Below are 26,324 nucleotides of genomic sequence, written 5' to 3' on the forward strand. Positions count from 1 at the left end.
ACTCTTTCTTGGTAGCGGAGGGGGGATCCGGGGTGGGGTCGCGGGCGGGTCCGCGACCGCTACCGGAGCACGATCGTCCGGATCTCCCACGGGCCGAGGGCGAGTTCGAGGCCGCCCTCCGCGGGTTCGGCGGCCAGCGGCCGGCCGAGCAGGTCGACCGTGGTCACCCGGGTGAAGGCGCCGGTGACGCGGGCAGTGGCGCCCGTGCCGCTCATCGCCACCAGCCGCACCTCGGTGCCGGCGCCGAGGCCGTCACCGGTGACGCGGCGCACGGCCGAGACGAACACGTCCGCGCCGTCGACCCGCACGCCGGCCGTGTCGGCGGGCAGCGGCCCCCCGGCGGGCGCGGTGCCGCGGGTGACCAGCACGTCGTTGCGGAACTCCTCGGCCAGCGCGACCGCGTCCGCGTCCTGCCAGCCGCCCGCCGAGGGCACGACGGCGAAACGGTTCTCGATGCGCACCCCGAGGTCCTGAGCCCCCGGCGCGGGGATCTCGCTCGCCGCCGGCTCGTCGCGCAGCGGATGGATGTTGACGCTGATCGAGCCGATCGCGCGCAGCAGGGTGACGGCGAGTTCGGCGCCCTCGCCGGTGAGCTCGTACTCGGTGGCGTGGTCGAGCAGCACGGTGGCCGCTCCGGCCGAGACGAAGGTGCTCGCGGGGAAGGTCGGGATCGGGTACTCGCCCCAGCCGCCCTCGGCGGTGAGCCCGCGCTCGGTGACGGCGAGCTGCCCGGCCGACGCCGAGACGGCCGCCGGCCGGGGGAGCGGGACGTGGAAGCGCAGCCGGTGGTCGGCGGCCTGGTTCAGGAACGAGGTCGTGACGCGCACGAACGGCTCGCCCGCCTGCAGTTCCACCAGGGTCTCGACCGGGGTCGGCACGGTCCGGCCGGCGCGTACGTCGCGGTCGGGGGAGAGCGCGGCGGGCCACGCGTACACACGGCTGATGCGCACCCTCGACCGCAGGGGGCCGTTCTCGAGGAGCTCGACGCCGACCTCCGTCGGTTCCGAGACGAGCAGATCGTGCGCCGGCGGGCCGTAGTTGTAGCTGTCGCCGCGGTCACCGCCGTCGACGAGACGACCGACCCCCCGCAACACGGTGCCGTCCGCCCCGGTGACTTCCAGGGTGCCGTCGGGGGCGATCACGACCTCGACCAGCCCGTTCGACAGCGCCCCGGCCGTCGCCGTCGCCGGCGCGAACGCCATGCCTGGCGCGGCCGTCCGCGCGGCCGGTGCCACCGTGAAGCTCGCGAGCCCGGAGGCGGGGACGGAGACCGGCACCAGCGCGGTCGCCCGTGCCTCCTCCAGCGTCAGCACCCGCCACCCGCCCGGGTGCGCGGCGGCCGCGGCGGCGACCTCGCGGCGCAGGATCAGCAGGTCGAACGGACCGCTGGAGGGCACCTCGGCGAGGTGGAAGACGAGCGACCCCGCGGTGAGCTCGTAGTGGTCGATCTGCCGGCCGAACAACTCACGGCGGTGGATGCGGCGCAGTACGCGTTCGAGCTGCGAGGCGTCCATGCGCTCGTCGCTGAGCACGGTCGGCGCCTGCGCGACCAGCTGCACGGGGTGCTCGGAGCCGTCGGCCGCGGTCACGACCAGGACGGACCCCTCGGGCGGGGCCATGACGTCGACCTCGACCAGCGTCGTGCGGGGGGTGGCCAGCGGGTTGGCGACGAGGTGGCCGTCGGCGGGCACGCGGGCGGCCGGACCGGCCAGCGCCGCGTCCCGGACGGCGCGTGCGGCGTGCGCGGCCTCGGCGAGCCGCGCCTCGACCTGGTCGGCGGTCTCGTCCGTGCCGGAGCCGACGACCGAGTCGTGGGCGCTCGACTCGATGATCTTGTGCCAGGCGAGGGAGAGGAACGGCGAGTCGTCACGTGCCGACCACAGCGCGTTCATCCGCTCGGCATGGTCGACGGTGCGCTCGGCGACGGCCATCCGGCGCTTGAGCCCGCGCCGCACCGAGAGCACGCCCGGCAGGATGTTGCCGCGCACATGGCTGCGCAGTTCGCCGGTGACGACCGCCGGGACCTCGTCGCGCACGTGCTCGCGAATGTACTCGTCGAGCGTGGCGATGGTGATGGCGCCGTCCTCGCCCGAGGCCTGCCGCAGCCACTCGGCCAGCCGCGGGTCCGGTGCGTTGTGGTCGGTGCCCGCCATCGCGAGCACCGGGTCGCCGCCCCACCGCCCGGCCGTCATCTCCGCGTACTCGCCGAGCGCGCGGGCGATCTGATCGGGGACCAGCAGCACGTCGAGACCGTTGTCGTAGCCGTCGAAGAGGAACTCGGTGCGCACCTCCGAGCCGTCCGGTGCGCGCCAGCGGAAGGCGTGGCCGTCGACGGAGCCGGGCACCCCGCGCCACAGCGCCGCGTGCTCGATGCCCGCGCGCGCCAGGATCTGCGGCATCTGGGCGACGTGGCCGAACATGTCCGGCAGGTAGCCGATGGGCATGGAGCCGCCCAGCTCGGCCGCGGCCGCCCAGCCCATCTGCAGGTTGCGGACGATCGTCTCGCCCGAGCAGAGGAACTCGTCGAGCAGGATCAGCCACGGCCCGATCGCGAGCCGGCCCTCGGCGACCAGGGCCGTGACGCGTTCGCGGTTCTCCGGCCGCATCTCCAGGTAGTCCTCGAGCGCGGCCATCTGCCCGTCGACGGTGAAGCGGAAGTCCGGGTTCGTCTCGGCCGTCTCCAGCACGGTGTCGAGGGCGGTGACGAGCCGGTGCCGGAAGACCTGGAAGGGCTCGTACCATTCCCGGTCCCAGTGGAAGTGGGGCACGAAGACGGCGGATTTGGGCATGGGAACGGGACCTTCTGTGCAGGTGGGGCGGCGGGGAAGGGGAGAACCGAGAAGGGGTGGAGGCAAAGCGCGGGGCTAGCGCAGCGAGCCGGCGGCCAGTCCGGTGCGCCAGAACCGCTGGAGGAGGATGAACACGACGATCACGGGCACGATCGAGACCAGCGAGCCGGTGATCACCGACTCCTGCAGCAGAGGCGCGCGGGCGGTCTGGCCGTTCCACTGGTACAGGCCGAGCGTGATCGGGAAGAGCGACTCCTTCTGCAGCATCACCATCGGCAGGAAGAAGTTGTTCCAGATCGCGACGAACTGGAACAGGAAGATGGTCACCAGCGAGGGCGTCATCAGCTTGAACGCCACCGAGAAGAACGTCCGGAACTCGCCGGCACCGTCGAGGCGCGCCGACTCCAGGATCTCCTGGGGGACGGCGGACGCGGCGAAGATCCGGGCCAGGTAGACGCCGAACGGGCTGACGATGCTGGGCAGGAACACCGCGAACCAGGTGTTGACGAGCCCGGTCGCCGAGAACAGCAGGAACAGCGGCAGCGCGAGCGCGGTGGTGGGTACGAGGATCCCGCCGAGGATGACGGAGAAGAGGAACTCCCGTCCCCGGAAGCTGAACTTGGCGAGCGCGTAGCCGCACAGCGCCGAGATCAGGGTCCCCACGGCCGCGCCCAGCACCGCGTAGAGCACGCTGTTCAGCGCCCAGCGCCCGAAGATGCCGTCGCTGCGCGTGAAGAGGGTGTCGAGGTTGCCGAACAGGTCGAAGTGCGAGAACGCCAGGCCGTTGGTGGAGGCGAGATCGCCCTGCGGCTTGGTCGCCGCGACGACCAGGAAGTAGACCGGCAGCAGGAAGTAGACCGCCAGCAGGAACATCAGCGCCATGGCGGCCGTGCGGCTGATCCGGCTCTCGCGGACGGGGGCGTGGGTGCTGGTGGTCCGGTCGCTCACAGTCCCGCCTTCTTCGAGGTCAGTCGCATGAACCCGAAGCTCAAGACGAAGGTGATGACGGCGATGACCACGGAGATCGCCGCCGCCTGCTGGTAGTTGTTCCCGGAGGCCACCGTGTACGCGAGCATGTTCGGGGTGAAGGTGCTCGAGATGTTCGAGGAGATCTGCCGCAGCACGGCCGGCTCGGCGTACAGCTGCAGTGTGCCGATGATGGAGAACACCGTGGTGAGGACGACGGAAGGGGCGATGATCGGCACCTTGATCCGCCAGGCGATCGCCCAGTTGCTCGCGCCGTCGAGCTTGGCGGCCTCGTACAGCTCCTGCGGGATCGACTGCAGCGCCGAGAACATGATCAGCATGTTGTAGCCGGTCCAGAGCCAGGTCGACACGTTCGCCGCCGACCACAGCACGGCGCCCGGACCGAGGAAGTCGGGCTGCAGGCCCACGCCCTTGAGCAGGTCGACCACCGGGCTGAGCTGCGGCGAGTAGAGGTACGACCACATGATCGCGGCGATGACGCCGGGCACGGCGTACGGCATGAAGGCCGCGATGCGGAAGAACGACTTGAGCTTGAGCAGGGGAGTGTCGAGCAGCAGCGCCATCACCAGCGCGACGAAGAGCATCACCGGCACCTGTACGACGCCGAAGAGCCCGATGCGCCCGATGCTGCCCCAGAACTCGGTGTTCCGGAAGACCTGCGCGTACTGCTCGAAGCCGCCGAAGGTGGTGTACGAGGTGCCGTACTGGCCGCCCGTGCGGCGCACCACGAGCAGGCTCTGCCAGAGCGCGTAGCCGATCGGCACCAGGTAGAAGAGGACGAACGGCAGGAAGAACGGGGTCACGAACGCGGCGATGGTGCCCGCCCGGGGGCCGCCGCCGTTGTGACGGCGACGGCGCCCCTCGGTGGTCGCCACCACGCGCGCAGCGCGGGTTGCGAGGTCGGTCATGCCGCGGTCACTCGCCCGCCGCGGCCGGGATCGCCTGGTCCTTCATCGACTTCAGCGCGGCGTCCTGGGCGGCCGTCAGCGCGTCGCCGACGGTGCCGTCACCGGCGGCCGCCTTGGCCATCGCGTCCTGCAGCGCCAGGTTCACCGTCTTCTGGGTCGGGCCCCAGGTGAAACCGGTGTCGATCTTCGTGGAGGAGTCGGCGAAGACGTCGAAGATCTTCTCGTTGTTGTAGTACGGCACACCCTGGGAGAGCGCGGGGAGCGCCAGACCGGCCGTGGCCGCAGGGTAGAGGCCGCCCAGCTTGTTCTCCAGCGCCAGCGCCTCCGGGTCGGTGTTCAGCCAGGTGTTGAACTTGACCGACTCGAAGGGGTGCTTGCCGCCCTTCATGAAGGCGACGGTGGAGCCGCCCCAGTCGCCGGACGCCGCGTTCGTACCCCAGGTCGGCATCGGCACGATGGACCACTTGCCCGCCTGCTTGGGCAGGTTGTCGCGGAACATGCTGTAGCCCCAGGCGGCGCCGACGTAGGTGGCTATCTGGTCCTTCTGGTACGCCGTGTACATCTGCGTCGAGCCGTGGGCGAGGTCGGTCCGCACCAGCTTGGCGTCGATCAGCTTCTGCCAGTAGTCGGCGACCTGCTTGCTCTGCTCGGACTCGACGGTGACGTGCCACTTGTCGCCGGAGTAGGAGTACATCTCGGCGCTGTTCTGCCAGAGGAGCCCGTTGAACCACTCCGCGTTGTTCGGGTCGAAGAACGTCATGCTGAGGTTCGGGTCCGCCTTGTGGAGCTTCTGCGCCTCGGTCGCGTACTCGTCCCAGGTCTTGGGGATCTCCAGGCCGTGCTTCTTGAAGAGGTCGCTGCGCACGTACAGGGCCATCGGGCCGGTGTCCTGCGGCATGGCGAACACCCCGGTGTCGCCGAAGCTCGCCTGCGACCACGTCCACGGCACGAACGCCGACTTGGCGCCGGTGGCCGCCTTGCAGGCGGAGACGTCCGTGAAGGCGTCCTGGCTGCGCAGGTTGGGCAGTTCGTCGTAGCCGACCTGCGCGAGGTCCGGCGCCTTGCCCGCCTTGAGGGCGTTGCCGATGGTGCCGTACTGGTCGTTGGAGATGTTCTTCGTCTCGACCTGGATGTTCGGGTTCTTCTTGTTCCACAGCGCGACGACTTCGTCCATGCCGGGAACGGTGTTCCAGTACTGGAGGGTGACTTTGCCCTTCGCGGGGGCGCAGGAGTCTGCCGATGCGCTGTTACCCGAAGGAGCCGGCGATGAGCATCCGGCGAGTACGGCGATGCTGGCTGCCGCGGCGACGGCGGCGAGGCGGATGCGCGTGACTGTGCTGCTCATGGTTTCCGTTCCGGAGGACGACTAGCGAGGTCGCTAGACGGGTCGACGTTGACACCTCAGGCGGGACGTGCTGCTGAGAAGGGACACAAGCGCAACGGGTTCCGGTGCAAGCACCGGACGCCCGTCGCAAGTAGGGGCAAAACCGGTTGTTCTGGTCCCGTGAGCGTTCACGTGAGCGTTCACGTGAACGCTCACGGGCTGATTGAGAATTGTTCGGAAGTGTGCGCTCCGGTGGCTTCAAGTGTCAAGGGTTTGCGGCGCACACGGGTCCGGGAGGTTAAGCGGAACCGCCCAGCCGCAGTTGCGCCCGGACGACGAGGTCATCGGCGCCGAGCGGTTCCAGCCCGGTCAGCAGGCGTGCGACCTGGTCGATGGCGAGCGCGCCGAGGCGGCGCGTGTCGAGCGCGACGCTGGAGAGCGGGGGTTCGACGAGCGTGCCGAGCTGCAGGCCGTCGAAGCCGACCACGGCGAGGTCCTCGGGGACGCTCCTGCCCAGCCGGCGGGCCTCGCGCAGCGCGCCGATCGCGATGATGTCGTTGAAGGTGAACACCGCGGTGACCTCGGGGTGCGTGCCGAGCAGCTTCCTGAGCGCCGTCCCCCCGCCGTCGGCCGACTGCTGGGCCCCGACCACCCTGTCCGGGGCGATCCCGTGGGCCGCCGCGGCCGTCGCGAACCAGTCGCGCCGCACGCTCGGCTCGGCGCGGCCGTCGTGGTCGAGCATGCCGATGTGCCGGTGGCCTGCGGCGACCAGGTGCGCGACCGCGGTGTGGACGCCCTCCTCGCCGTCGATGCGGATCGAACTGAACCGCCCCGTGGGGTGCTCACGGCCGATGAGCACCACGGGCAGTCCGCGGGTGAAGCGTTCGAGGTCGTGCTCGGAGCAGCTGAAGTAGCCGACGACCGCGTCCACTTGCGAGGCGATCACCTGAAGGGTCCCGAACTCCTCCTCGGCGCGGTCCGCGGTGTCGTAGACCACGACGTGCCAGCCGCGCGCCCGGGCCGCCTCCAGCGCGGCCGCGGCCACCTCGGTGAAGAAGGGGTTGAGCAGGTCGGGGATGACCAGCCCGATCGTGGTGGTGTCCTGCCGGACCAGGCCGCGGGCGAAGCGGCTCGGCCGGTAGCCGAGTTCGCGGGCGGCGTCGAGGACGCGCTGCTTGGTCGCGCCGTCGATCTCGTCCTTGTCGTTCAGCGCCCGGGACACGGTCTGCCGGGACACCCCGGCGGACCGGGCGACGTCATGGATCGTGACCCTCCGGGATTCCGTTCCCGACGACGACACCATCGCGCACCTCCCGATCGTCGCGGGTGCCGGCGCGCCCGCAGGGCCCGAGTATGCACGTCCGGGGCGCGGCGGCGCGAGATCGGGGCACCGTGCGACCGGGCGGGCCGGGGCTCGTCGGCGCGGCCCTGACCTCGGGAAAGGCGGCCTCGGGAAAGGCGGCCTTGGGAGAGGTGGCCTCGGGTCAGGTGGCCACGGCACGCAGCGCCGCGCCGAGGGCCCGGAGGTCGAGACCCGCGAGGTGGTCCAGGAAGTGGCGGCGCATGGAGGCGAGATGGGACGGCCAGGCCTCCTCCAGGCGGGCCAGTCCGGTGTCGGTGAGGACGGCGTTCCAGCTCCTGCCGTCCCGCGCGCCCTTGACCCGCCGGACGTACCCCTGCCCCTCCAGCCGGTGCACCACGCCCGTCATGCCGCTGAGCGACCTCTCGCAGGCGGTGGCGAGGTCGCTCATGCGCAGCTGACGGTCCGGAGCCTCCGAGAGGTGCATCAGTGCCTGGTACTCGATGAGGGGCAGCCGCTGCTCGCGGGCCATGTCGGCGTCCAGCGCGCGGGGCAGGGCGTAGATGACCCGGCTGAGGGACCGCATCAGGTCCTCTTCGTCCGGATGGAGTGAATCCGGGGGCCCTGGGGTGGATTCCGGCGCGTGCGTGGGGTCTGGCATGCCCCCACTTTACTTGCTCCGCGAAGGATATATATTTGCTGCGCGAAGCAATTAGCGCTGGGCCATGCGGTCCGGCGACCCCTGCCCGCACCGCCGGACCGACTCCGCACACCATCCCGGAAAGAGACGCACATGCCTCAGTCGCTGACGAACACCCAGGCCACCGCCGGAATCCGGTACACGGGACCCGGCCCGGGCGGTGGCCGGCACCGGGGCCGGCGCGCCGACGGCGAGCAGTATGGGCGCGGGAGCGGAACGGGGCCCGGCAGCGGCCGGCACCGCAGGAGCGTGCGCGCCCCGCAGGGCCGGCCGGCCGTCGACGGACCGGTTCCGCCCGTCGCTGACGGCGACCCGCTCGGGTTCGCGGCCCGCTTCGAGCGCGATGTGCTCGCCCACCTGGATCCCGTCTACCGGGCCGCGGTCGGCGTCACGGGCGACCCGGCCGAGGCGGAGGAGCTCGTGCTGGAGGTCTTCACGCGGGCGCACGCCGCGTTCCCGCGACTCCTCGACGGCGTCGACCACAGGGCCTGGCTCTACGACCTGCTGGCGACCGCGTTCATCGGCCCTCATCCCGAGGTGTGCGTGCTGCCTCCGGAGTCCGGAGTGTCGCACGCCGTGCGCGCCCTGGCGCTGGACGACTTCGTGCTGCTGCCCGAGGCGGACGTCCGCGCCGCGCTCCTCGCGCTGCCGAAGGAGCAGCGGTTCGCCGTGTACCTCGCGTCCGTCGAAGGTCTCGAACACCAGGACATAGCCGACATCATGGACGTTCCTCCCTCGATCGCGGCGTACTGGCTGTACGACGCGCGGCTGCGGCTGTGGGCGGCCGAAGGTCCGCGTACGGGGGTGTCCGAGGAGGAGTACCTCTCCGCCGGCCTCGTCGGTGCCGGGCACCCCGGCCGCGGGTGACGGACCGCCGTGCGGGGCGGTGTTGCGAAGCCCGGGCGGGTCCGCCCGTCACCCGGGCGATGTGTGATCTTCGCCGCTTCGTCACGATCCCGTGGCCCGGACGGTCATCCCTGCCGGGACGCCCCGCGACCTGCGGAAACCGGGTTCCGGCGGCCGGGAATCGTTTGGGGCCCGTCGCGGTTGATGCGAGCGCAGAAAGAAGATGATCACAGTGAACGAAGAAGCAACCGCAACCGCGGAACCGTTGCAGCGACTGGCCGCCGAGGGAGTCTCGGTCTGGCTCGACGACCTGTCACGCAGACGCATCGCCTCCGGCGACCTGGCCCGGCTCGTCATGTCGGGACGTGTGGTGGGCGTCACCACGAACCCGTCCATCTTCCGGGCCGCCATCGGCTCGGGGGAGGACTACCGGGAGGAACTCGCCGGTCTCGCCGCGCGCGGCGTCACCCCGGACGAAGCCGTCCGCACGATGACCGCCGCCGACGTCCGTGCCGCGGCCGACGTCCTGCGCCCGGTGTACGAGGCGACCGGCGGCCGGGACGGCCGGGTCTCGATCGAGGTCGACCCGCGCCTCGCCCACCACACGGAGGCGACCGTCGCCGAGGCCGGGCGGCTCGCCCGGCTCGTCGACCGCCCCAACGTGATGATCAAGATTCCGGCGACCACGGAGGGCCTGCCGGCCATCACCGAGGTGACCGCTCTCGGCATCAGTGTGAACGTCACGCTGATCTTCTCCCTCGACCGCCACCGCGAGGTCATGGAGGCCTACCTGGCCGGCCTGGAGAAGGCACGCGCGGCCGGGATCGACCTGTCCACCGTGCACTCCGTCGCCTCCTTCTTCGTCTCCCGCGTCGACACGGAGGTCGACCGGCGGCTGACGGAACTGGGCACGGACGAGGCGTCGGCGCTGAAGGGCAGGGCCGCGCTCGCCAACGCCCGGCTGGCGTACCGGGCGCAGCGCGAGTTCTTCACCGGCGACCGCTGGGCCGCGCTCGCCGCGGCCGGCGCCCACGAGCAGCGGCCCCTGTGGGCTTCCACCGGCGTGAAGGACCCGGCGTACCGCGACACGCTGTACGTCGAGGAACTCGTCGCGCCGGGAACCGTCAACACCGTGCCCGAGGCGACCCTCGACGCCGTCGCCGGCCACGGCCGCATCGACGGCGACACCGTCACCGGCCACTACGACCGGGCCCGCGCCGACCTGACGGCCCTGGAACGGCTGGGGATCCCCTACGACACGGTCGTCCGGCAGCTGGAGGACGAGGGCGTGGCGAAGTTCGAGGCGGCCTGGGCCGAACTGCTGCAGGCCGTGGCAACCGCACTGAACGGCAAGGGAGCCGACGCGCGATGAGCAAGGACACGACCGGACCCGGCACCCCGTGGTCCAACCCCCTGCGCGACCCGTCCGACCGGCGGCTGCCGCGCATCGCGGGGCCGTCCGGACTGGTGATCTTCGGGGTGACGGGCGACCTGTCCCGCAAGAAGCTGATGCCGGCCGTCTACGACCTGGCCAACCGCGGGCTGTTGCCGCCGGGCTTCTCGCTCGTCGGCTTCGCCCGCCGCGACTGGGCGGACCAGGACTTCGCACAGGTCGTGCACGACTCGGTGCGGGAGCACGCCCGTACGCCGTTCCGCGAGGAGGTCTGGCAGCAGCTCGCCGAGGGCATGCGCTTCATCCCCGGCGACTTCGACGACGACGTCGCGTTCAAGCAACTGGCCGTCACCGTGGACGAGCTGGACGCGGCCCGGGGCACCAGCGGCAACTACGCCTTCTACCTCTCCGTGCCGCCGAAGTTCTTCCCCAAGGTCGTACGGCAGCTGAAGAAGCACGGTCTCGCCGACGCCCCCGAGGGCTCCTGGCGACGGGCCGTCATCGAGAAGCCCTTCGGCCACGACCTGACCAGCGCCCGTGAACTGAACGCGCTCGTCCACGAGGTGTTCGCCCCGGAACAGGTGTTCCGGATCGACCACTACCTGGGCAAGGAGACGGTCCAGAACATCCTGGCGCTGCGTTTCGCCAACACGATGTTCGAGCCGCTGTGGAACCGCTCCTACGTGGACCACGTGCAGATCACGATGGCCGAGGACATCGGCATCGGCGGCCGCGCGGGCTACTACGACGGCATCGGCGCCGCACGCGACGTCATCCAGAACCACCTCCTCCAACTCCTCGCCCTGACCGCGATGGAGGAGCCCGCCTCCTTCGACGCCGAGTCCCTGCTCACCGAGAAGCTGAACGTGCTGCGCGCCGTACGGCTCCCCGGCGACCTGGGCGCGCACACCGTGCGCGGCCAGTACGCGCACGGCTGGCAGGGCGGCCGCGAGGCGGACGGCTACCTGGAGGAGGAGGGCATCGACCCCGCCTCCACCACCGACACCTACGCCGCCATCAAGCTGGAGATCGACAACCGCCGCTGGGCGGGCGTCCCCTTCTACCTGCGGGCCGGCAAGCGCCTGGGCCGCCGCGTCACCGAGATCGCGGTCGTCTTCCAGCGCGCCCCGCACTCGCCGTTCGACCCGGAGGACACGCAGGAACTCGGCCAGAACGCGATCGTCGTCCGCGTCCAGCCCGACGAGGGCATCACGGTGCGCTTCGGCTCGAAGGTGCCCGGTACGTCGATGGAGATACGCGACGTGACCATGGACTTCGCCTACGGCGAGTCCTTCACCGAGTCCAGCCCCGAGGCCTACGAGCGGCTCATCCTCGACGTGCTGCTCGGCGACGCCAACCTCTTCCCCCGCCACCAGGAGGTCGAGGAGTCCTGGAAGATCCTCGACCCGATCGAGCGGTACTGGGACACACACGGAATGCCGGCGCAGTACGCCGCGGGCAGCTGGGGCCCCGCGGAAGCCGACGAGATGCTCGCACGAGACGGACGGAGCTGGCGCAGGCCATGAGGATCGACCTGACCGACACCACGGCAAGCCACATCAACAAGGCCCTGGTCCGGGGCCGCCGCGCCATCGGCTCCCCCGCCGTGGGCATGGTCCTGACCATGGTCGTCGTGACCGACGAGGAGAACGCCCACGACGCCCTGAAGGCGGCGGAGCAGGCGGCGCAGGAGCACCCCTCGCGCACCCTCGTCGTCATCAGGCGGCCGTCGCGCACCACCCGCCGGCACACGCCCTCCCGCGTCGACGCCGAGGTACGCGTCGGCTCGGACGCCGGATCCGGCGAGGCGGTGCTGCTGAGGCTGTTCGGCGAAGTGGCCGAGCACGCCGACTCCGTGGTCCTGCCGCTGCTGCTGCCCGACGCCCCCGTCGTCGTGTGGTGGCCCGTGGACGGCCCCGACGCACCGGCGAAGGACCCGCTGGGCGCGCTCGCCCAGCGCCGCATCACCGACGCCTACGCCGTCGACCGCCCGCTGGAGCGGCTGGCGGCCCGGGCCGGTGCGTACGCGCCCGGCGACACCGACCTCGCGTGGACCCGGCTGACGCCGTGGCGCTCCATGCTCGCCGCCGCGCTGGACCAGGCAGGTGCCCGGGTGACCTCCGCGGTCGTGGAGAGCGAGGCCGACAACCCCAGCGCCGAACTGCTGGCCCGCTGGTTCGCCGACCGGCTGCGCGTGCCCGTCGAACGCGTCGTCACCGACGGGCCCGTCGTGACCGCGGTCCGGCTGCGCACCACGGACGGCGACGTCCTGATCGACCGGCCCGAGGGCGCCGTGGCCCGGCTGTCCATCCCCGGCCAGCCCACTCGCGCACTCGCGTTGAAGGTGCGCACCACCGCTGAGCTCATCGCGGAGGAACTCCGCCGCCTCGACCCCGACGAGGCCTACGCCGCCGCGCTGCGGGCCGAGGTCAGGGCACCCCGCGCGAAGGCGGTCCCGGCCAAGGCCCCCGCCGCGAAGGCCCGTTCCACGAAGGCCGCTCCGGTGCCGCCGCAGCGCGCGCACCAGCACGAGAACCAGGAGAAGCACGATGCCTGACACACCCAAGCCGAGCCACCGCGCGCAGTGGGCCGCGCTGGCGGAGCACCGCGCCGCCGGCCGGCCGGGACCGCACCTGCGCGAGCTGTTCGCCGCGGACCCCGACCGCGCGCGCCGCTACACGGTGGAGGTCGGCGACCTGCGCATCGACTACTCCAAGAACCTGGTCACGGACGAGACCCTCGCACTGCTGCGCGACCTGGCCGCCGCCACCGGCGTATTCGAGCTGCGCGACGCCATGTTCCGCGGCGAGAAGATCAACGTCACCGAGCGCAGGGCCGTCCTGCACACCGCCCTGCGCGCGCCGCGGGACGCCGTCGTGGAGGTGGACGGCGAGAACGTCGTGCCGCGGGTCCACGCGGTGCTCGACAAGATGTCCGCCTTCGCCGACCGGGTGCGCTCCGGGGAGTGGACCGGCCACACCGGCAGGCGGATCAGGAACGTCGTCAACATCGGCATCGGCGGCTCCGACCTCGGCCCCGCCATGGCGTACGAGGCGCTGCGCCCCTACACCGACCGCTCGCTGACGTTCCGTTTCGTGTCCAACGTCGACGGCGCGGACCTCCACGAGGCCCTGCAGGGCCTCGACCCGGCCGAGACGCTGTTCGTCGTCGCGTCCAAGACCTTCACCACCATCGAGACGATCACCAACGCCACCTCCGCGCGCGGCTGGCTGCTGGACGGGCTCGGCGGGGACGAGAAGGCCGTGGCCCGGCACTTCGTCGCCCTGTCCACCAACACCGGCAAGGTCACGGAGTTCGGCATCGACCCGGACAACATGTTCGAGTTCTGGGACTGGGTGGGCGGCCGCTACTCCTTCGACTCGGCGATCGGCCTCGCCCTGATGATCGCCATCGGCCCGCGGCGCTTCCGCGAGATGCTCGACGGCTTCCGCACGGTCGACGAGCACTTCCGCACGGCGCCCGCCGAGGCCAACGCCCCGCTGATCCTCGGTCTGCTCGGCGTCTGGTACGGCAACTTCCTCGACGCGCAGTCGCACGCCGTCCTGCCGTACTCCCACTACCTGTCCAAGTTCACGGCCTACCTGCAGCAGCTGGACATGGAGTCCAACGGCAAGTCCGTGGACCGCGACGGCAACCCCGTGGAATGGGAGACCGGCCCCGTCGTGTGGGGGACGCCCGGCACCAACGGGCAGCACGCCTACTACCAGTTGATCCACCAGGGCACCAAGTTGATCCCGGCGGACCTCATCGGCTTCGCCCGTCCGGCGGGCGAGCTGAGCCCCGAACTCACCGCCCAGCACGACCTGCTGATGGCCAACCTGTTCGCCCAGGGCCAGGCGCTCGCCTTCGGCAAGACCGCGGACGAGGTCCGCGCCGAAGGTGTGCCCGAGGAGCAGGTCCCGCACCGGACCTTCCGCGGCGACCACCCCACCACCACCGTCCTGGCGACCGAGCTGACCCCCTCGGTCCTCGGCCAGCTCATCGCGCTCTACGAGCACAAGGTCTTCGTGCAGGGCGCCCTGTGGAACGTCGACTCCTTCGACCAGTGGGGCGTCGAGCTCGGCAAGGTCCTCGCCAAGCGCGTCGAACCCGCCCTGACCGGCGACGCCGACGTGCCGGGCCTCGACCCCTCCACCGCGGCCCTGGTGGCCGCGTACCGCACCCTGCGGGGCAACTGACCCGGGGACCTCCACGGCGGCGCCGGCCCGACCCCGGGGTGCGCGCCGCCCGCCGGCCTCACCCGTGACACACAGAAGGAGCACCTGATATGCAACTCGGACTCGTCGGCCTCGGCAAGATGGGCGGCAACATGCGCGAGCGGATCCGCCGTGCCGGCCACACCGTCGTCGGCTACGACCGGGACCCGGACCTGGCCGACGTCGGCAGCCTCACCGAACTGGTCGACAAGCTCGACGCACCGCGCGTGGTGTGGGTGATGGTGCCGGCGGGCGCCGCCACGCAGTCCGTGGTCGACGAGCTCGGCGGCCTCCTGGAGCCGGGCGACATCGTGGTCGACGGCGGCAACTCCCGCTGGACGGACGACGAGAAGCACGCCGAGGAGCTGGCCGCCAAGGGCATCGGCTTCGTCGACGCCGGAGTCTCCGGCGGCGTCTGGGGCCTGAAGAACGGCTACGCCCTCATGGTCGGCGGGCAGGCCGAGCACGTCGAGAAGGTGCAGCCGGTCTTCGACGCCCTCAAGCCCGCCGGCGACTTCGGCTTCGTCCACGCGGGCGCGGTCGGTGCCGGCCACTTCGCGAAGATGGTCCACAACGGCATCGAGTACGCCATGATGCAGGCCTACGCCGAGGGCTGGGAGCTGCTGGAGAAGGTCGACTCGGTCACCGACGTGCGCGAGGTGTTCCGCTCCTGGCAGGAGGGCACCGTCATCCGCTCCTGGCTGCTCGACCTGGCCGTGGGCGCCCTCGACGAGGACGAGCACCTCGACGAACTCAAGGGCTACGCCGAGGACTCGGGCGAGGGCCGCTGGACGGTCGAGGCCGCCATCGACAACGCCGTGCCGCTGCCCGCGATCACCGCGTCCCTCTTCGCCCGCTTCGCGTCCCGCCAGGACGACTCCCCGCAGATGAAGATGATCGCTGCGCTCCGCAACCAGTTCGGCGGCCACGCCGTCACCACCGCGGCCGACAAGGCCTAGTCACCGCCGGAGCCCGCGCCCGTCGGCGCGGGCTCCGCACCGCCTCACCCGCACCCCCCTCCTGCGTGCCGAAAGTGGATGAACGACCATGGGCGACCTGCTCCTGCTCCGCCACGGCGAGACCGCGTGGACCCTGTCCCGACAGCACACCAGCCACACCGACCTGCCCCTGACACCGCACGGCGAGGGCGAGGCCGCCCGCGTCGCCCACCTGCTCGGCGGGCACGACATCGCCCTCGCCCTGAGCAGCCCCCTACGCCGCGCCGTACGCACCGCCCAACTGGCCGGGGTGTACGGTGCCGAGATCGACCCGGACCTGAGCGAATGGGACTACGGGGGCTACGAGGGCGTCACCACCGCGGAGATCCACCGCACCCGCCCGGAGTGGAACCTGTGGACCGACGGTGTGGCACCCGGCCCCACGGACCATCCCGGGGAGAGCCCCGAGGACGTCGGCCGCCGCGCCGACCGCGTGCTCGCGCGCGTCGAGCCACTGCTGCGCGACCCCGGCGCGGGCGACGTCCTGCTCGTCGCCCACGGCCACATCCTGCGCGTCCTCACCGCCCGCCGCCTCGGGCTGCCGCCCTCCGCCGGCTCGCTGTTCGCCCTGGACACCGGCACCGTCAGCCGGCTCGGCACGGAGCACGGCCGCCCCGTCATCAAGGCCTGGAACACCACGGGCGCCCGCGCCTCCGGCGCCCGCTCCGGCACCGTCCCCCCGCAGCGGCGCCCCGCACACGAGAGGTTCCCCGGCGTGTGACGGGGCACCGCCCCGCCGGGAACCGCTGAGGACGGCCGGGCCGAACCCGGACCGAACCCGGGCCGAACCCGGCTCGAGCCCCGCCGCTGCCCGCACGACTCCACGACTCAAGGCTTCCTTCCGTGCCTTCGACGTTTCCGGGAACGGACGGGGCCACCGGCCGTACGGCTGCCCTACCGTGGGGCACGTGAAGGTCCTCATCGTCGGCGGCAGCGGGTTCCTGGGCAGGGAACTCGTACGGCAGGCCGTGGCCGCGGGGTTCGGGGCGGCCGCGACGTACCGCTCCCGTCACCCCGGCGGCGTTCCCGGCGTCCCGTGGCACCACCTCGACCTCCGCGCCCCCGGCGACCCTGCCCGGGTGCTGGCCGAGGTCGCCCCCGACATCGTCGTCAACGCGACCAGCGGGTACAGCGACTGGGAGGTCACCGCAGACGGATCGGTCCGGGTGGCACTGGCCTCGGCGCGACTCGGCTGCCGCCTGGTCCACGTCTCCAGCGACGCCGTCTTCTCCGGGGCCCGGGTCCACTACGACGAGACCTGCCTGCCCGACCCCCTCACCCCGTACGGCGCGGCGAAGGCCGCCGCCGAGACCGCGGTGCGGCTGCTGGTGCCCTCAGCCGTGGTCGCGCGCACCTCGCTGATCATCGGCGACGGCGGATCCGTCCACGAGCGCCTCGTCCACGACCTGGCCGCCGGGGTGCGCGGCGGCGGCCTGTTCACCGACGACGTGCGCTGCCCGGTGCACGTCGTGGACCTCGCCGCCGCCCTGTGGGAACTCGCGGTGTCCGACGCGTCCGGGGTGTTCCACCTCGCCGGGACGGACGCCCTCAGCCGCCACGAACTCGGCGCGCTGATCGCCCGCCGCGACGGACTCGACGCCACCGCCCTGCCCACCGGGCGCCGCGCCGACGGCCCCGTGCCCGGGCCGCTCGACGTCCGCCTCGACAGCAGCGCCACCCAGAGGCTCGTAAGGACACGTCTGCGCGGGGCCCGGGAGTTCCTCGGCCCCCGGTAGGGCGCGGGCCCGACGGTCCATCGGATGGAACCGGGAGGTGCGCGGGCCGTGTCGCCGGGACCGGCGACCGCCCGGGGGGCCAAGCTGGTGTGCCAGTCGTCCCGGCACACGAAAGGGCACGCCATGGAGGGCATCGCCGACATGGGGGGCACCGAGGGATGGGGCCCCGTCCGGCCGCCGCGGCCCGGCGAACCGGTGTTCGCGGAGCCCTGGCAGGCGCGGGCGTTCGCGCTCACGCTCCTGTCCATCCGGGTGGCCGGTTACAACCTGGACGCCTTCCGGCACGCCACGGAACGCCTGGACCGGGCCGCCTACCTGGACGAGGGCTACTTCGGCCGGTGGCTGAACGCCGCGGAGCTGATGCTCACCGAGACCGCCGTCCTCGCACCCACCGCCGTCGAGACCCGTGCCCGCAACCTGCGCGGCGAGCACCTCGTGGAGCCGCCGGCCCCCGAACCGGTCCGCCCCGACTACGCCCCCAGCGCGCCGGGCTCGCTCCGGACCGTCGACACCCCTGCGGCCTTCGCCGTCGGCGAGCGGGTCCGGGCGAGGGACATGTCGCCGCCCGGGCACACGCGGCTGCCGGGCTACCTGCGCGGGCGCAGCGGCGTCGTGGAGCTCGTCCAGCCCTCCGCCCTGCTGCCCGACACCCACGCGCACTTCCTGGGCGAGAACCCGCAGCACGTCTACTCGGTCCGGTTCGACTCCCGCGAACTGTGGGGCCCCGGCGCCGAACCCTTCTCCGTCACCGCCGAGCTGTTCGAGAGCTACCTGGAGACCCCCTCATGACCCCCACCAGCGGTCCCGACGACCGCCTCGCCCCGGCCCTGCGCACCGAGGCGCTCGAGCAACTGCTCACCGAGCGCGGCCTGATCGACCCGGCGGCGATGGACGCGATCATCGCCACCTACGAGACCCAGGTGGGGCCGCTCAACGGAGCCAAGGTCGTCGCCAGGGCGTGGACCGACCCGCAGTACAAGCGCCGGCTGCTCCAGGACGGCACGGCGGCCATCGCGGAACTGGGCTTCACCGGCCCGCAGGGCGAGCACATCGTCGTCGTGGAGAACACCCCCACCACCCACAACGTGGTGGTCTGCACCCTGTGCTCCTGCTACCCCTGGCCGGTGCTCGGTCTCCCGCCGAGCTGGTACAAGGACCCCGCCTACCGCTCGCGCGTGGTGCGGGAGCCGCGCGCGGTGCTCTCCGAGATGGGACTCGACCTCGCCGACGGCGTACGGATCACCGTCCGCGACTCCACCAGCGAGGTGCGCTGGCTGGTGCTGCCCGAACGCCCCGCGGGCACCGAGCACTTGACCGAGGAGGAACTCGTGCCGCTGGTGACCCGGGACGCCATGGTCGGCGTGGCGAAGGTGACGGCGCCGTGACCGCGCCCCTGGACGTCGACGGACCGGCCGCCCCGCCCCGCTCCAACGGCGAGCTGGTCTTCGCCGAGCCGTGGGAGAGCCGCGCCTTCGGCATGGCCGTGGCGCTGCACGAGGCGGGCGCCTTCGCCTGGCCGCGCTTCCAGGCCTCGCTGATCTCCCGGATCCGCGCCTGGGAGGACGGGCGGTCCCCGGACGAGGCCTGGGACTACTACCGGCTCTGGCTGGCCGCCCTGGAGGACGTGCTCACCGAACAGGACGTGGTCCGCGCGGACGAGGTCACCACGCGCGCCCGGACCCTGGACGGCCGCCCCGCGGGCCACGACCACGGGGACCACGGCGGCGACCACCACCACGACGACCACGACCGTCCGCACTGACGGCCGGCCCACCCGTTCCCGGCCGGATCCGTCAGCCGTCCCCCACGGGCAGGTCCAGCGAGACGGTCTTCCCGCGGCCGTTGGGCGAGGTGTTCCACTGTCCGGCCAGGGCCTCCACGATGAGCAGGCCCCGGCCGTGCTCGGCCTCGGCGTTCTGCTCCGCGTCCAGTGCCAGCGGCGAGGGGACGGGCGGGTTGCCGTCGGAATCCCGCACCTCCAGCCGCACGCGGTCCCCGAAGGCCCGCAGCCGGACGTCGACGTCGCTGCCCGCGTGGACGAGGGCGTTCGTCACGATCTCGGACGCGATCAGCTGGAGGGTCTCCGACACGCCGGTCAGCTCCCACGAGCGCAACTGCCGGTCGACGAACGCGCGGGCCGCCTTGACCCCGTGCAGATCGCGGCGCTGGATGTGCAGGCTCGCCGTCCGCGGCGCGCCCCTGCCCACGGCGCCCTCGTAGCGGGCGAGGAGCAGCACCGCGTCGTCGCGCCGCCAGCGGGGGCCGGAGACCTCGGCGACCAGACGGTCGGCCAGCCGCTCCAGGTCGGCCCCGGCCTCCCGGCCGCCGGCGCGGAGCAGTTCTTGGGCGCAGGTGCCGGGGTCGCGGGTGGCGGAGTCGGTCAGGCCGTTGGAGTAGAGCATCAGCACGGATCCCGGCGACAGCGTGTGCTCCCAACTCCGGTAGGGGTGGTGTGTGGTGACGCCCAGGGGGAGATTCGCCGGCGCGGCCAGGGTGTCGACGCCTCCGTCGGGCCGTCGTACGAGTGGCGGGGGATGGCCGGCGAGGGCCACCTCGGCGGTGCCGTCGCCGGTGTCCAGGGCGACCACGCAGCACGTCACGAGCTGCTCCGTGCCGAGTCCGGCGAGCAGCCTGCCCGTCCGGTCGATCACCACGGCGGGCCGGTGGCCCTCGGTGGCGTAGGAGATCAGCGCGGTGCGCGCCTGGCCCATCACGGCGGCGCTGTCCAGGTCGTGGCCCTCCACGTCGCCGACGACGAGCACCATGCGCTCGTCCGACACCTTGATCACGTCGTACCAGTCGCCGCCCACCTGGACGGTGGTAACGGCGGGCCGGTAGCGCGCGGTGGTGGCGAGCCCCGGCAGATCGGAGAGGGCGGACGGCAGCAGCCTGCGCTGCAGGTGCTCCGCGATCTCGCGCTGGCGGGCGCCCAGTTCGACGCGCTCCACCGCCGCTCCCAGCATGCCGGCCATCATGCCGAGCACCGCCCGCTCCTCGGGCGGGAACTCGCGGGGCCCCGCGAACTCGAGGCAGCACACGCCGACGACGTGCGGGTGCACCTCGGACGCCACGGCGACGGGCCTGCCCCCGACGACGAGCGGCAGGTAGGCCTGGCCCGGCGCCCCGTCACCCTGCCCGCCGGAGCCCGCGTCCGGCGGCGGGCCCCCGGGCAGGAAGAGCGCGTGCCCGCGCACGGCGTCCACGGCCGGGGTGCTCGCCCCGAGCCGGGCGCCGTGCAGGGCGCGGACCATCGCGGAGGACGGTCCGCTGTGCCCCAGCACCCACAGCCGCCCCGCACCCACCGAGGCCAGCACCAGGGCCCGGGCGCCGAACGGGGACATGATGGAGTCCCGGGCCGCCGCGACGAGGTGGTCCACCGTCGTGGTCTGGTTGAGCCGCTCGGCGAAGTGCCGCAGGGGGTACATCAGGCTGGCGCCGGCCGAGCCGGGGACGCCGCGCACTCCCCAGCCCGGGGTGCGGATGCTCGAGTGGAACACCGGCGCGAGGGCGGGTGTGGGGCCGGCGACGACGGCGGTGCCGGCGCGTGCGAGCCGGGCGAGGGCCGCGGCCAGTGCGTCCGCGATCTCCTGCAGCACCCTGCGGTCGGTGGGACCGAAGCCGCCGTGGCTCTCCAGGCGCAGCACGGTGAGCGCGCCGAAGCGGTGACCGCCGGCGGTGACCGGGGCGGCCAGGGCCGGGTACGGATACGGCAGGGCGTACGTCTGGTCCGGGTCGGCTGGGTCGGGATCCGGCAGGACCGCCACCTTGCCCGTGGCGACGGCGCGCGTGGACGCCCGAGGCATGTCCATGCCCATCCGGCAGGGCATCGTGAAGCTGGAGGGCGGGCTCCCGGCGATCATCGCCGCCCGTACCTCGGAGGCGTCCCGGCTCAGCAGGTAGACCGCCGCGGACACGGCGTCCATCCGGAACAGGGCCTCACGGACGGCACCGTGCAGGACCTCCTCGAGACCCCTGCACTCGGTCCGTGCGGGCCCGCTTTCGCGGCGGTGTTCTCCGAGCGCGCTGTTGCTCGTCATCGAACGGCTCCCTCCCCACGAGTGTAGGTGCGCGGGAGGCCGGTCGCGCTTGGGCGGGACGCCGCGCCCGCGGGCGCGGCGGTGGCCGCAGCAGAGGCGGCCGCCTTGCCGTCCCATAGATAGGAGCATATGCTCGTAATTGTTGACGGCGGCGCCGCCCCTCGGCGCGTGCGCCAGGGGCACCCGGGGCCGCACCCGTCACCACGAGACCAGCCAACCCAGAAGGAGGCCGCCCGATGGCTGCCGGCAATCCTGTCCTCGTCACCGGAGTAGGCGGCGTGGGCCGTACCGTCCTCGAACGCCTGCGTGAGCGGGACGTACCGGTGCGCGCGATGGTCCGCCGCGACGACGAGCGGGCGGACGCGCTGCGGGCGCTCGGCGCGGAGGTCGTCATCGGCGATCTGACCCGGCCCGAGACCGTGGCGGCGGCGCTGGAGGGCGCGCGGCGGATGTACTTCGCCATGCCCGTCTCTCCCGACCACCTGGTCGCGGCGACCGTGGTCGCGAGCGTCGCCCGCGAGTACGGGCGGCTGGACGCGCTGGTGGGCATGTCGCAGATGACGGTGTCGCAGATGACCGCGACGAGTACGGGGGAGTCCTACCAGCAGCGGCTGCACTGGCTGGCGGAGCAGGTGCTGGACTGGTCGGGCCTGCCGGTGGTCCACGTCCGTCCGACCTCGTTCCTGGACAATCCGCTGTTCACCGCGCTGGCCGCCCGGTCGATCCGGGAGAACGGCACGATCGCCCTGCCGTTCGGCGCCGGGCGCACCTCGCCGGTGGCCGTGGAGGACGTCGCCCGGGTGGTCGCCACGGTGCTGAGCGACCCGGGCCCGCACGTCGGCCGTGTCTACGAGCTGACGGGACCGCGCGCGGTCGACATGACCGAGATGGCCGAGGAGTTCTCGCGGGCCCTGGGGCGTGAGGTGCGGTATGTCGACATGCCGCCCGAGCGGTGGGAGGCCGAGGTGCTCGGCAGGGCCGGACTGCCGCCGCACGTGGAGGCGCACATCGCCACCATGGGCCGGCTGCACCGGGAGAACCGCTACGATCGCGCGTCGCGGGACGTCGAGCGCGTGACGGGCGTGCCCGCCCGCACCGTCGGGCAGTTCGTCGCCGCCCGCCGGAACTTCTACCTGGGCTGAGCCCGTGAGCGGTCCGGCGTCCGGTGGGGGATGCCGGACGGGGGGCGCGGCGTGCCCCGTTCGGCGGGGCCGCCGTGTTCGGTTTGATGGGGAATCAAACTACTTGCACGTACAAGTGATCGAATGTTCTACTTGCTTGACCGAGCAAATAATGCGGGGGGCTCGGCGCACGCTGGGGGATCGCCCGGATACGAGTGCCGCACCGAGGTGGCGAACCCACCGCGAGGATGCGTGCTCCGGGAGCGCCGGACCGACACCACCTTTGTCGGGACCGGCCGGCAGGCCTCGATGTGCCTGCCCTGACGCGGAATGCCGGACGGCCGACAGGCCCGACCGCCTCCGTCCGCTCCGGAAGTCTCCTCAGGCCGCCGGCCGTCCGCTCGGTATCGCCGCCCTGAGGCGTGCGGAGCGCCACTCCCCGGACCGGGGGAGCGCGCGCGTCCCCGCGAAGCCCGGCCTCCCCGCACTCGTGCCACCCAGAACAGGATGAACACTTACATGTCAACGACCAGCAGGCGGACCGTTCTCGGCATGGCCGGGGCCACCGCCGCCGCCGTCGCCGTGGCCGGCACCGGAGTCCTCGGCTCCGCCGGCGTCTTCCAGGGCACGGCGGAGGCCGCCGACGCGCTGCAGGGCGTGAACGAGCCCACGTTCACGACGCTGAAGCCGTTCCGCGACCCGCTGCGCGTCCCGCCGACGCTGCGCCCCAAGAGCCGTGGGATCACGGAGATCGACATGGTCGAGTCCCGGGTCCGGCTGCACTCCCAGATGCCGGCCACGCGGATGTGGACCTACGCCGGCCACTTCCCCGGCCCGACCCTCGAGGTCCGCAGCGGGGAGCGGGTCCGCATCGCCTGGAACAACAGGCTCAAGGGCAGGACGCCGCTCAAGGCGGTGTGGGTGCAGGCGGAGGGCCCCGGCCCCGGTCTGCTGCCCTACAACCGCCCCGGCTCCGAGGGCGCTTCCCCGCGCCCCGAGGTCGAGCGGCTCACCGCGTGGACCACCGTCCATGTGCACGGGGGCCACCAGAACGCGCTGAGCGACGGCGCCGCGGAGTTCGGAGTCACCTCCGGCAACGGGCAGTTGGGCGAGTACGCCAACGACCAGGCGGCGACCCACCTCTTCTACCACGACCACGCCATGGCGGTGACCTCGCTCAACGTCCAGTCCGGTCTGGTCGGCAACTACCTGGTGCGCGACGCGGAGGAGGACCGGCTGGGTCTGCCCCGCGGCGAGTACGAGATCCCGCTGACCATCCAGGACGTCAACTTCGACACCGACGCCCAGGGCCGGCTCACCGGCCAGGTCCTCGCCAAGCGGATCCTGGGCCCCGGCTCCATGCCGATGCCCGGCACCATCCCGCCCGCCCTGGCGAGCCTGGCCCCCTTCACCATGGTCAACGGCGTGGTGTGGCCGTACCTGGACGTCCAGGCCCGCGCCTACCGCTTCCGCCTGGTCAACGTCTCCGGCGCGCGCATCTACCGCCTCGTCGTCGTCGACGAGGAGACCGGCAAGGTCGTGCGCGGCGCCATGAAGCTGATCGGCACCGACATGGGCCTGCTCGGCAAGCCGCAGACGATCGACGAGGCGCTGTCCCTGGCGCCCGCCGAACGCGCCGACGTCGTCATCGACTTCGCGGCCCACCCCGGCCGCAGGCTGAAGCTCGTCAACACGATCCCGGGCCAGACCGCCGGCGCCGACCTGCCGGACTTCCTGATCCCCCACGCCGAGGTCATGCAGTTCCGCGTCGAGAAGAAGCGCCGCGCGCCGCATCCGCTTCCGACAACGTTGTCGAAGTCGTTCCGCCGGCTCAGCCTCGCCGATGTGCCCAAGGACGCCACCGAGCGCTTCGTCCTGCTGGGCTTCGACAAGACCGGCGCCATGCCCCAGATCTGGGAGATGGAGCAGGTCCCGTCCGGCACGGCATCCGGCACCGGCATCGTCACCGTCGACATGCCCGGTGGCACCCGGACGCTGCGGCGCACGGGAACGATGTTCGAGGACACCACCACCTTCTTCGCCGCCGCCGGCACCTGGGAGAAGTGGCACTTCATCAGCGCCGCGCCCGAGGGCGTGCCCATCTACCACCCGATGCACATCCACCTGATGAACTTCCAGGTCGTCGACCGGCGCGCCGTCGACGCCTCCGGGCTGGACTTCGCCACGGCGCGGACGACGCGGCCCATCACCCTCGGCGCGCCGGTTCCGGTGGCCCCCGAGGAGTCGGGCTGGAAGGACACCATCACCGTCAACGCCAACACCCTGGTCACCGTGGCGGGTCGGCTCGCCGACCAGACCGGCAAGGCCATGTACCACTGCCACCTCCTCGACCACGAGGACGAGGGCATGATGCGGCCCTTCGTCGTCATGCCGTCGCCGGTCCACGACATCCACCGGATGCTGATGGACATGGGCCGGGGGATGGACGCGCACGACATGAAGCACATGAGGAGCGGCATGAAGATGTAGCCCGCCGCACGTCCTCGTGACGGCCGGAGCGGTCCCGTCCCGGACGGGACCGCTCCGGCCGGACCTCGGGCTACAGGTCCAGCAGCGCCTGCTCGACGGCCTCGGTGAGCGCGGGGTGGATGTACAGCACGTCCCGGCCGACCTGGTCGGCCGTCTGCCCCAGCGACATGGCCTGGATCAGCGGCTGGATCAGAGTGGCGGCCTGGGGGCCGATGATGTGCGCGCCCAGGATCCGCCGGTCGTGGGGTTCCGCCAGGATCTTCACGAAGCTGGTGGTGTCCTCCAGGGCCCATCCGTAGGCGGTGTCCGCGTAGTCGCGGACGCTCACCAGGTACTCGACGCCCCGGCGGCGTGCCTCCTGCTCGGTCAGCCCCACGCTCGCGATCTGCGGGCTGGTGAACACCGCGTGGGGAGCGACCCTGTTGGACAGGGTGCGCAGGTCGTCCGGGTGGAGCAGGTTGTGCCGTACGACGCGGGACTCGGCGTTGGCCATGTGCTTGAGCTGGAAGTGGTTCACGACGTCGCCGAGGGCCCAGACCCCCGGCACGGACGTGCGGTAGGAACCGTCGGTCACGATGTGTCCGTGCCCGTCCATGTCCAGACCGCCGGCCGCCGCGTCCAGCCGGTCGCTGTTGGGCCGGCGGCCGGTGCACACCAGCAGCATCTCGGCCTGGACGACGTGGTCGCCGTCGGCGCAGGTCATGCTCACCTCGACCCCGCCGGGGCGGCGCTCGACGGAGCCGACGGTGGCGCCGAGGAGGAGACGGTGCCGCCGGGACGCGAGCTCGGTGAAGCGCTCGGACACCTGCTCGTCCTCCGCCATCAGCAGGCGCGGCCCCCGCTGGATGATCGTCACGTCCGAGCCGAACGCGCTGAAGACATGGCCGAACTCGGCCGCGATGAAACCGCCGCCGATGATGGCCAGGGATGCGGGGGCGTCCTCGATCCGCATGACGGTGTCGGAGGTGTGGAACGGCACGGAGTCCAGTCCGGGGATGTCCGGCACGAGGGGCCGTGAGCCGACCGAGACGACGAAGGTGTCGGCGGTGACCCGCTCCGCACCCACCTGCAGTACCTTCGGCGCGACGAAGCGCGCCTCCTCGGAGTAGACGTCGATGCCGTTGTCCCGGCGGTAGTCGACCGCGCTGTCGTGGAGCGGGTCGATGCGCCGGAACACCCGGTCGCGGACGGTCTTCCAGTCGACCGGTTCGACGGTGGCGCGCACCCCGAGCCGTGCCGCCGCCCGCGCCTCCTCGGCCGCGTCGGCGGCGACGACGAACATCTTGCTGGGGATGCAGCCCCGGTTCAGGCAGGTACCGCCGAACCGGCCCGGTTCGACGATGGCGCAGCGCAGGTGCGCGAACTCCTCGCCGAACAGCATGTTGCCGCTTCCCGCACCGAGGACCACAAGATCGTAGTGCGGCATCTGCGCCCACCTTCCGCCGGTCGGATGTCCGGGCCGCGGGGTATGACCCTCC

Annotated in this window: 21 protein-coding genes; 13 read left to right on the plus strand and 8 right to left on the minus strand. The window is 72.3% G+C overall.

Annotation, left to right across the window (positions count from 1 at the left end):
* Positions 1-59 precede the first annotated feature (59 nt).
* From PV342_RS01820 to PV342_RS01845, 6 genes are all read right to left on the minus strand, one after another.
* Positions 60-2,789, minus strand: coding sequence for a glycoside hydrolase family 38 N-terminal domain-containing protein (locus PV342_RS01820; protein WP_500315647.1), 2,730 nt, complete (start codon positions 2,787-2,789; stop codon positions 60-62).
* 75 nt (positions 2,790-2,864) lie between these two features.
* The gene (locus tag PV342_RS01825; RefSeq protein ID WP_051102105.1) at positions 2,865-3,671 is read right to left on the minus strand and encodes a carbohydrate ABC transporter permease; all 807 of its coding nucleotides are present in this window, start codon (positions 3,669-3,671) and stop codon (positions 2,865-2,867) included.
* 62 nt (positions 3,672-3,733) lie between these two features.
* A complete protein-coding gene (locus PV342_RS01830) occupies positions 3,734-4,684 on the minus strand; it encodes a carbohydrate ABC transporter permease (RefSeq protein WP_386994358.1) in 951 nt (316 codons plus the stop codon).
* A gap of 7 nt (positions 4,685-4,691) precedes the next feature.
* Positions 4,692-6,029, minus strand: coding sequence for an ABC transporter substrate-binding protein (locus PV342_RS01835; protein ID WP_400796669.1), 1,338 nt, complete (start codon positions 6,027-6,029; stop codon positions 4,692-4,694).
* A 277-nt stretch (positions 6,030-6,306) separates the two neighbouring features.
* Entirely contained in the window at positions 6,307-7,311 is a 1,005-nt protein-coding gene (locus PV342_RS01840) for a LacI family DNA-binding transcriptional regulator (RefSeq protein ID WP_391578596.1), read from the minus strand.
* A gap of 181 nt (positions 7,312-7,492) precedes the next feature.
* Positions 7,493-7,894, minus strand: a complete 402-nt coding sequence (locus tag PV342_RS01845) for a MarR family winged helix-turn-helix transcriptional regulator (RefSeq protein ID WP_018560072.1) — start codon at positions 7,892-7,894, stop codon at positions 7,493-7,495.
* 207 nt (positions 7,895-8,101) lie between these two features.
* Here PV342_RS01845 and PV342_RS01850 point away from each other — a divergent pair, with 207 nt between their 5' ends.
* The 11 genes from PV342_RS01850 (at position 8,102) to PV342_RS01900 (ending at position 18,960) form a co-directional block, all read left to right on the plus strand.
* Positions 8,102-8,875: an RNA polymerase sigma factor gene (locus PV342_RS01850; protein ID WP_500315648.1), complete on the plus strand. Its 774-nt coding sequence runs from the start codon at positions 8,102-8,104 to the stop codon at positions 8,873-8,875.
* Positions 8,876-9,077: 202 nt separating this feature from the next.
* Positions 9,078-10,226 carry a transaldolase gene (gene tal, locus PV342_RS01855; RefSeq protein ID WP_500315649.1) on the plus strand — a complete coding sequence of 383 codons (1,149 nt, stop codon included), beginning with the start codon at positions 9,078-9,080 and terminating at the stop codon, positions 10,224-10,226.
* Positions 10,223-11,773 (plus strand): glucose-6-phosphate dehydrogenase, encoded by a 1,551-nt coding sequence (gene zwf / locus PV342_RS01860; protein ID WP_500315650.1) that lies wholly within the window; start codon positions 10,223-10,225, stop codon positions 11,771-11,773. Before tal ends, zwf begins: the two co-directional genes overlap by 4 nt.
* Positions 11,770-12,804 (plus strand): glucose-6-phosphate dehydrogenase assembly protein OpcA, encoded by a 1,035-nt coding sequence (gene opcA / locus PV342_RS01865; protein ID WP_392606158.1) that lies wholly within the window; start codon positions 11,770-11,772, stop codon positions 12,802-12,804. The genes zwf and opcA overlap by 4 nt, the downstream gene beginning before the upstream one ends.
* Positions 12,797-14,446: a glucose-6-phosphate isomerase gene (gene pgi / locus PV342_RS01870; RefSeq protein ID WP_018560067.1), complete on the plus strand. Its 1,650-nt coding sequence runs from the start codon at positions 12,797-12,799 to the stop codon at positions 14,444-14,446. The genes opcA and pgi overlap by 8 nt, the downstream gene beginning before the upstream one ends.
* Before the next feature lie 89 nt (positions 14,447-14,535).
* Positions 14,536-15,423 carry a phosphogluconate dehydrogenase (NAD(+)-dependent, decarboxylating) gene (gnd, locus tag PV342_RS01875; protein WP_400796654.1) on the plus strand — a complete coding sequence of 296 codons (888 nt, stop codon included), beginning with the start codon at positions 14,536-14,538 and terminating at the stop codon, positions 15,421-15,423.
* A gap of 88 nt (positions 15,424-15,511) precedes the next feature.
* Entirely contained in the window at positions 15,512-16,183 is a 672-nt protein-coding gene (locus PV342_RS01880; RefSeq protein ID WP_386994339.1) for a histidine phosphatase family protein, read from the plus strand.
* 187 nt (positions 16,184-16,370) lie between these two features.
* The gene (locus PV342_RS01885) at positions 16,371-17,198 is read left to right on the plus strand and encodes an SDR family oxidoreductase (protein ID WP_500315651.1); all 828 of its coding nucleotides are present in this window, start codon (positions 16,371-16,373) and stop codon (positions 17,196-17,198) included.
* 123 nt (positions 17,199-17,321) lie between these two features.
* Entirely contained in the window at positions 17,322-17,987 is a 666-nt protein-coding gene (gene nthB, locus PV342_RS01890) for a nitrile hydratase subunit beta (RefSeq protein WP_400796648.1), read from the plus strand.
* Entirely contained in the window at positions 17,984-18,583 is a 600-nt protein-coding gene (gene nthA, locus PV342_RS01895; RefSeq protein ID WP_392606144.1) for a nitrile hydratase subunit alpha, read from the plus strand. The genes nthB and nthA overlap by 4 nt, the downstream gene beginning before the upstream one ends.
* On the plus strand, positions 18,580-18,960 hold the full coding sequence (locus tag PV342_RS01900) for a nitrile hydratase accessory protein (RefSeq protein WP_500315652.1): 381 nt from the start codon (positions 18,580-18,582) through the stop codon (positions 18,958-18,960). Before nthA ends, PV342_RS01900 begins: the two co-directional genes overlap by 4 nt.
* A gap of 31 nt (positions 18,961-18,991) precedes the next feature.
* On the opposite strand, the gene PV342_RS01905 is transcribed toward PV342_RS01900, so the two are convergent.
* A complete protein-coding gene (locus tag PV342_RS01905; RefSeq protein WP_500315653.1) occupies positions 18,992-21,235 on the minus strand; it encodes an ATP-binding SpoIIE family protein phosphatase in 2,244 nt (747 codons plus the stop codon).
* A 236-nt stretch (positions 21,236-21,471) separates the two neighbouring features.
* On the opposite strand from PV342_RS01905, the gene PV342_RS01910 reads away from it, so the two are divergent.
* Together PV342_RS01910 and PV342_RS01915 are read left to right on the plus strand one after the other, a co-directional pair.
* Positions 21,472-22,377 carry an NAD(P)H-binding protein gene (locus PV342_RS01910; protein WP_400796638.1) on the plus strand — a complete coding sequence of 302 codons (906 nt, stop codon included), beginning with the start codon at positions 21,472-21,474 and terminating at the stop codon, positions 22,375-22,377.
* 498 nt (positions 22,378-22,875) lie between these two features.
* The gene (locus PV342_RS01915; protein WP_500315654.1) at positions 22,876-24,846 is read left to right on the plus strand and encodes a multicopper oxidase family protein; all 1,971 of its coding nucleotides are present in this window, start codon (positions 22,876-22,878) and stop codon (positions 24,844-24,846) included.
* A 70-nt stretch (positions 24,847-24,916) separates the two neighbouring features.
* On the opposite strand, the gene PV342_RS01920 is transcribed toward PV342_RS01915, so the two are convergent.
* On the minus strand, positions 24,917-26,272 hold the full coding sequence (locus PV342_RS01920) for a mycothione reductase (protein ID WP_500315655.1): 1,356 nt from the start codon (positions 26,270-26,272) through the stop codon (positions 24,917-24,919).
* Between the last annotated feature and the right edge of the window lie 52 nt (positions 26,273-26,324).

This window comes from Streptomyces sp. PA03-3a (assembly GCF_033792735.1).
In the GTDB taxonomy this organism is placed as follows: Bacteria; Actinomycetota; Actinomycetes; order Streptomycetales; family Streptomycetaceae; genus Actinacidiphila.

Excerpts from the sequence above, each read along its gene's own strand:
- PV342_RS01820 (WP_500315647.1), bottom strand. The coding sequence starts at position 2,789 with ATGCCCAAATCCGCCGTCTTCGTGCCCCACTTCCACTGGGACCGGGAA.
- PV342_RS01825 (WP_051102105.1), bottom strand. The coding sequence starts at position 3,671 with ATGGCGCTGATGTTCCTGCTGGCGGTCTACTTCCTGCTGCCGGTCTAC.
- PV342_RS01830 (WP_386994358.1), bottom strand. The coding sequence starts at position 4,684 with ATGACCGACCTCGCAACCCGCGCTGCGCGCGTGGTGGCGACCACCGAG.
- PV342_RS01835 (WP_400796669.1), bottom strand. The coding sequence starts at position 6,029 with ATGAGCAGCACAGTCACGCGCATCCGCCTCGCCGCCGTCGCCGCGGCA.
- PV342_RS01840 (WP_391578596.1), bottom strand. The coding sequence starts at position 7,311 with ATGGTGTCGTCGTCGGGAACGGAATCCCGGAGGGTCACGATCCATGAC.
- PV342_RS01845 (WP_018560072.1), bottom strand. The coding sequence starts at position 7,894 with ATGCGGTCCCTCAGCCGGGTCATCTACGCCCTGCCCCGCGCGCTGGAC.
- PV342_RS01850 (WP_500315648.1), top strand. The coding sequence starts at position 8,102 with ATGCCTCAGTCGCTGACGAACACCCAGGCCACCGCCGGAATCCGGTAC.
- tal (WP_500315649.1), top strand. The coding sequence starts at position 9,078 with ATGATCACAGTGAACGAAGAAGCAACCGCAACCGCGGAACCGTTGCAG.
- zwf (WP_500315650.1), top strand. The coding sequence starts at position 10,223 with ATGAGCAAGGACACGACCGGACCCGGCACCCCGTGGTCCAACCCCCTG.
- opcA (WP_392606158.1), top strand. The coding sequence starts at position 11,770 with ATGAGGATCGACCTGACCGACACCACGGCAAGCCACATCAACAAGGCC.
- pgi (WP_018560067.1), top strand. The coding sequence starts at position 12,797 with ATGCCTGACACACCCAAGCCGAGCCACCGCGCGCAGTGGGCCGCGCTG.
- gnd (WP_400796654.1), top strand. The coding sequence starts at position 14,536 with ATGCAACTCGGACTCGTCGGCCTCGGCAAGATGGGCGGCAACATGCGC.
- PV342_RS01880 (WP_386994339.1), top strand. The coding sequence starts at position 15,512 with ATGGGCGACCTGCTCCTGCTCCGCCACGGCGAGACCGCGTGGACCCTG.
- nthB (WP_400796648.1), top strand. The coding sequence starts at position 17,322 with ATGGAGGGCATCGCCGACATGGGGGGCACCGAGGGATGGGGCCCCGTC.
- nthA (WP_392606144.1), top strand. The coding sequence starts at position 17,984 with ATGACCCCCACCAGCGGTCCCGACGACCGCCTCGCCCCGGCCCTGCGC.
- PV342_RS01905 (WP_500315653.1), bottom strand. The coding sequence starts at position 21,235 with ATGACGAGCAACAGCGCGCTCGGAGAACACCGCCGCGAAAGCGGGCCC.
- PV342_RS01910 (WP_400796638.1), top strand. The coding sequence starts at position 21,472 with ATGGCTGCCGGCAATCCTGTCCTCGTCACCGGAGTAGGCGGCGTGGGC.
- PV342_RS01915 (WP_500315654.1), top strand. The coding sequence starts at position 22,876 with ATGTCAACGACCAGCAGGCGGACCGTTCTCGGCATGGCCGGGGCCACC.
- PV342_RS01920 (WP_500315655.1), bottom strand. The coding sequence starts at position 26,272 with ATGCCGCACTACGATCTTGTGGTCCTCGGTGCGGGAAGCGGCAACATG.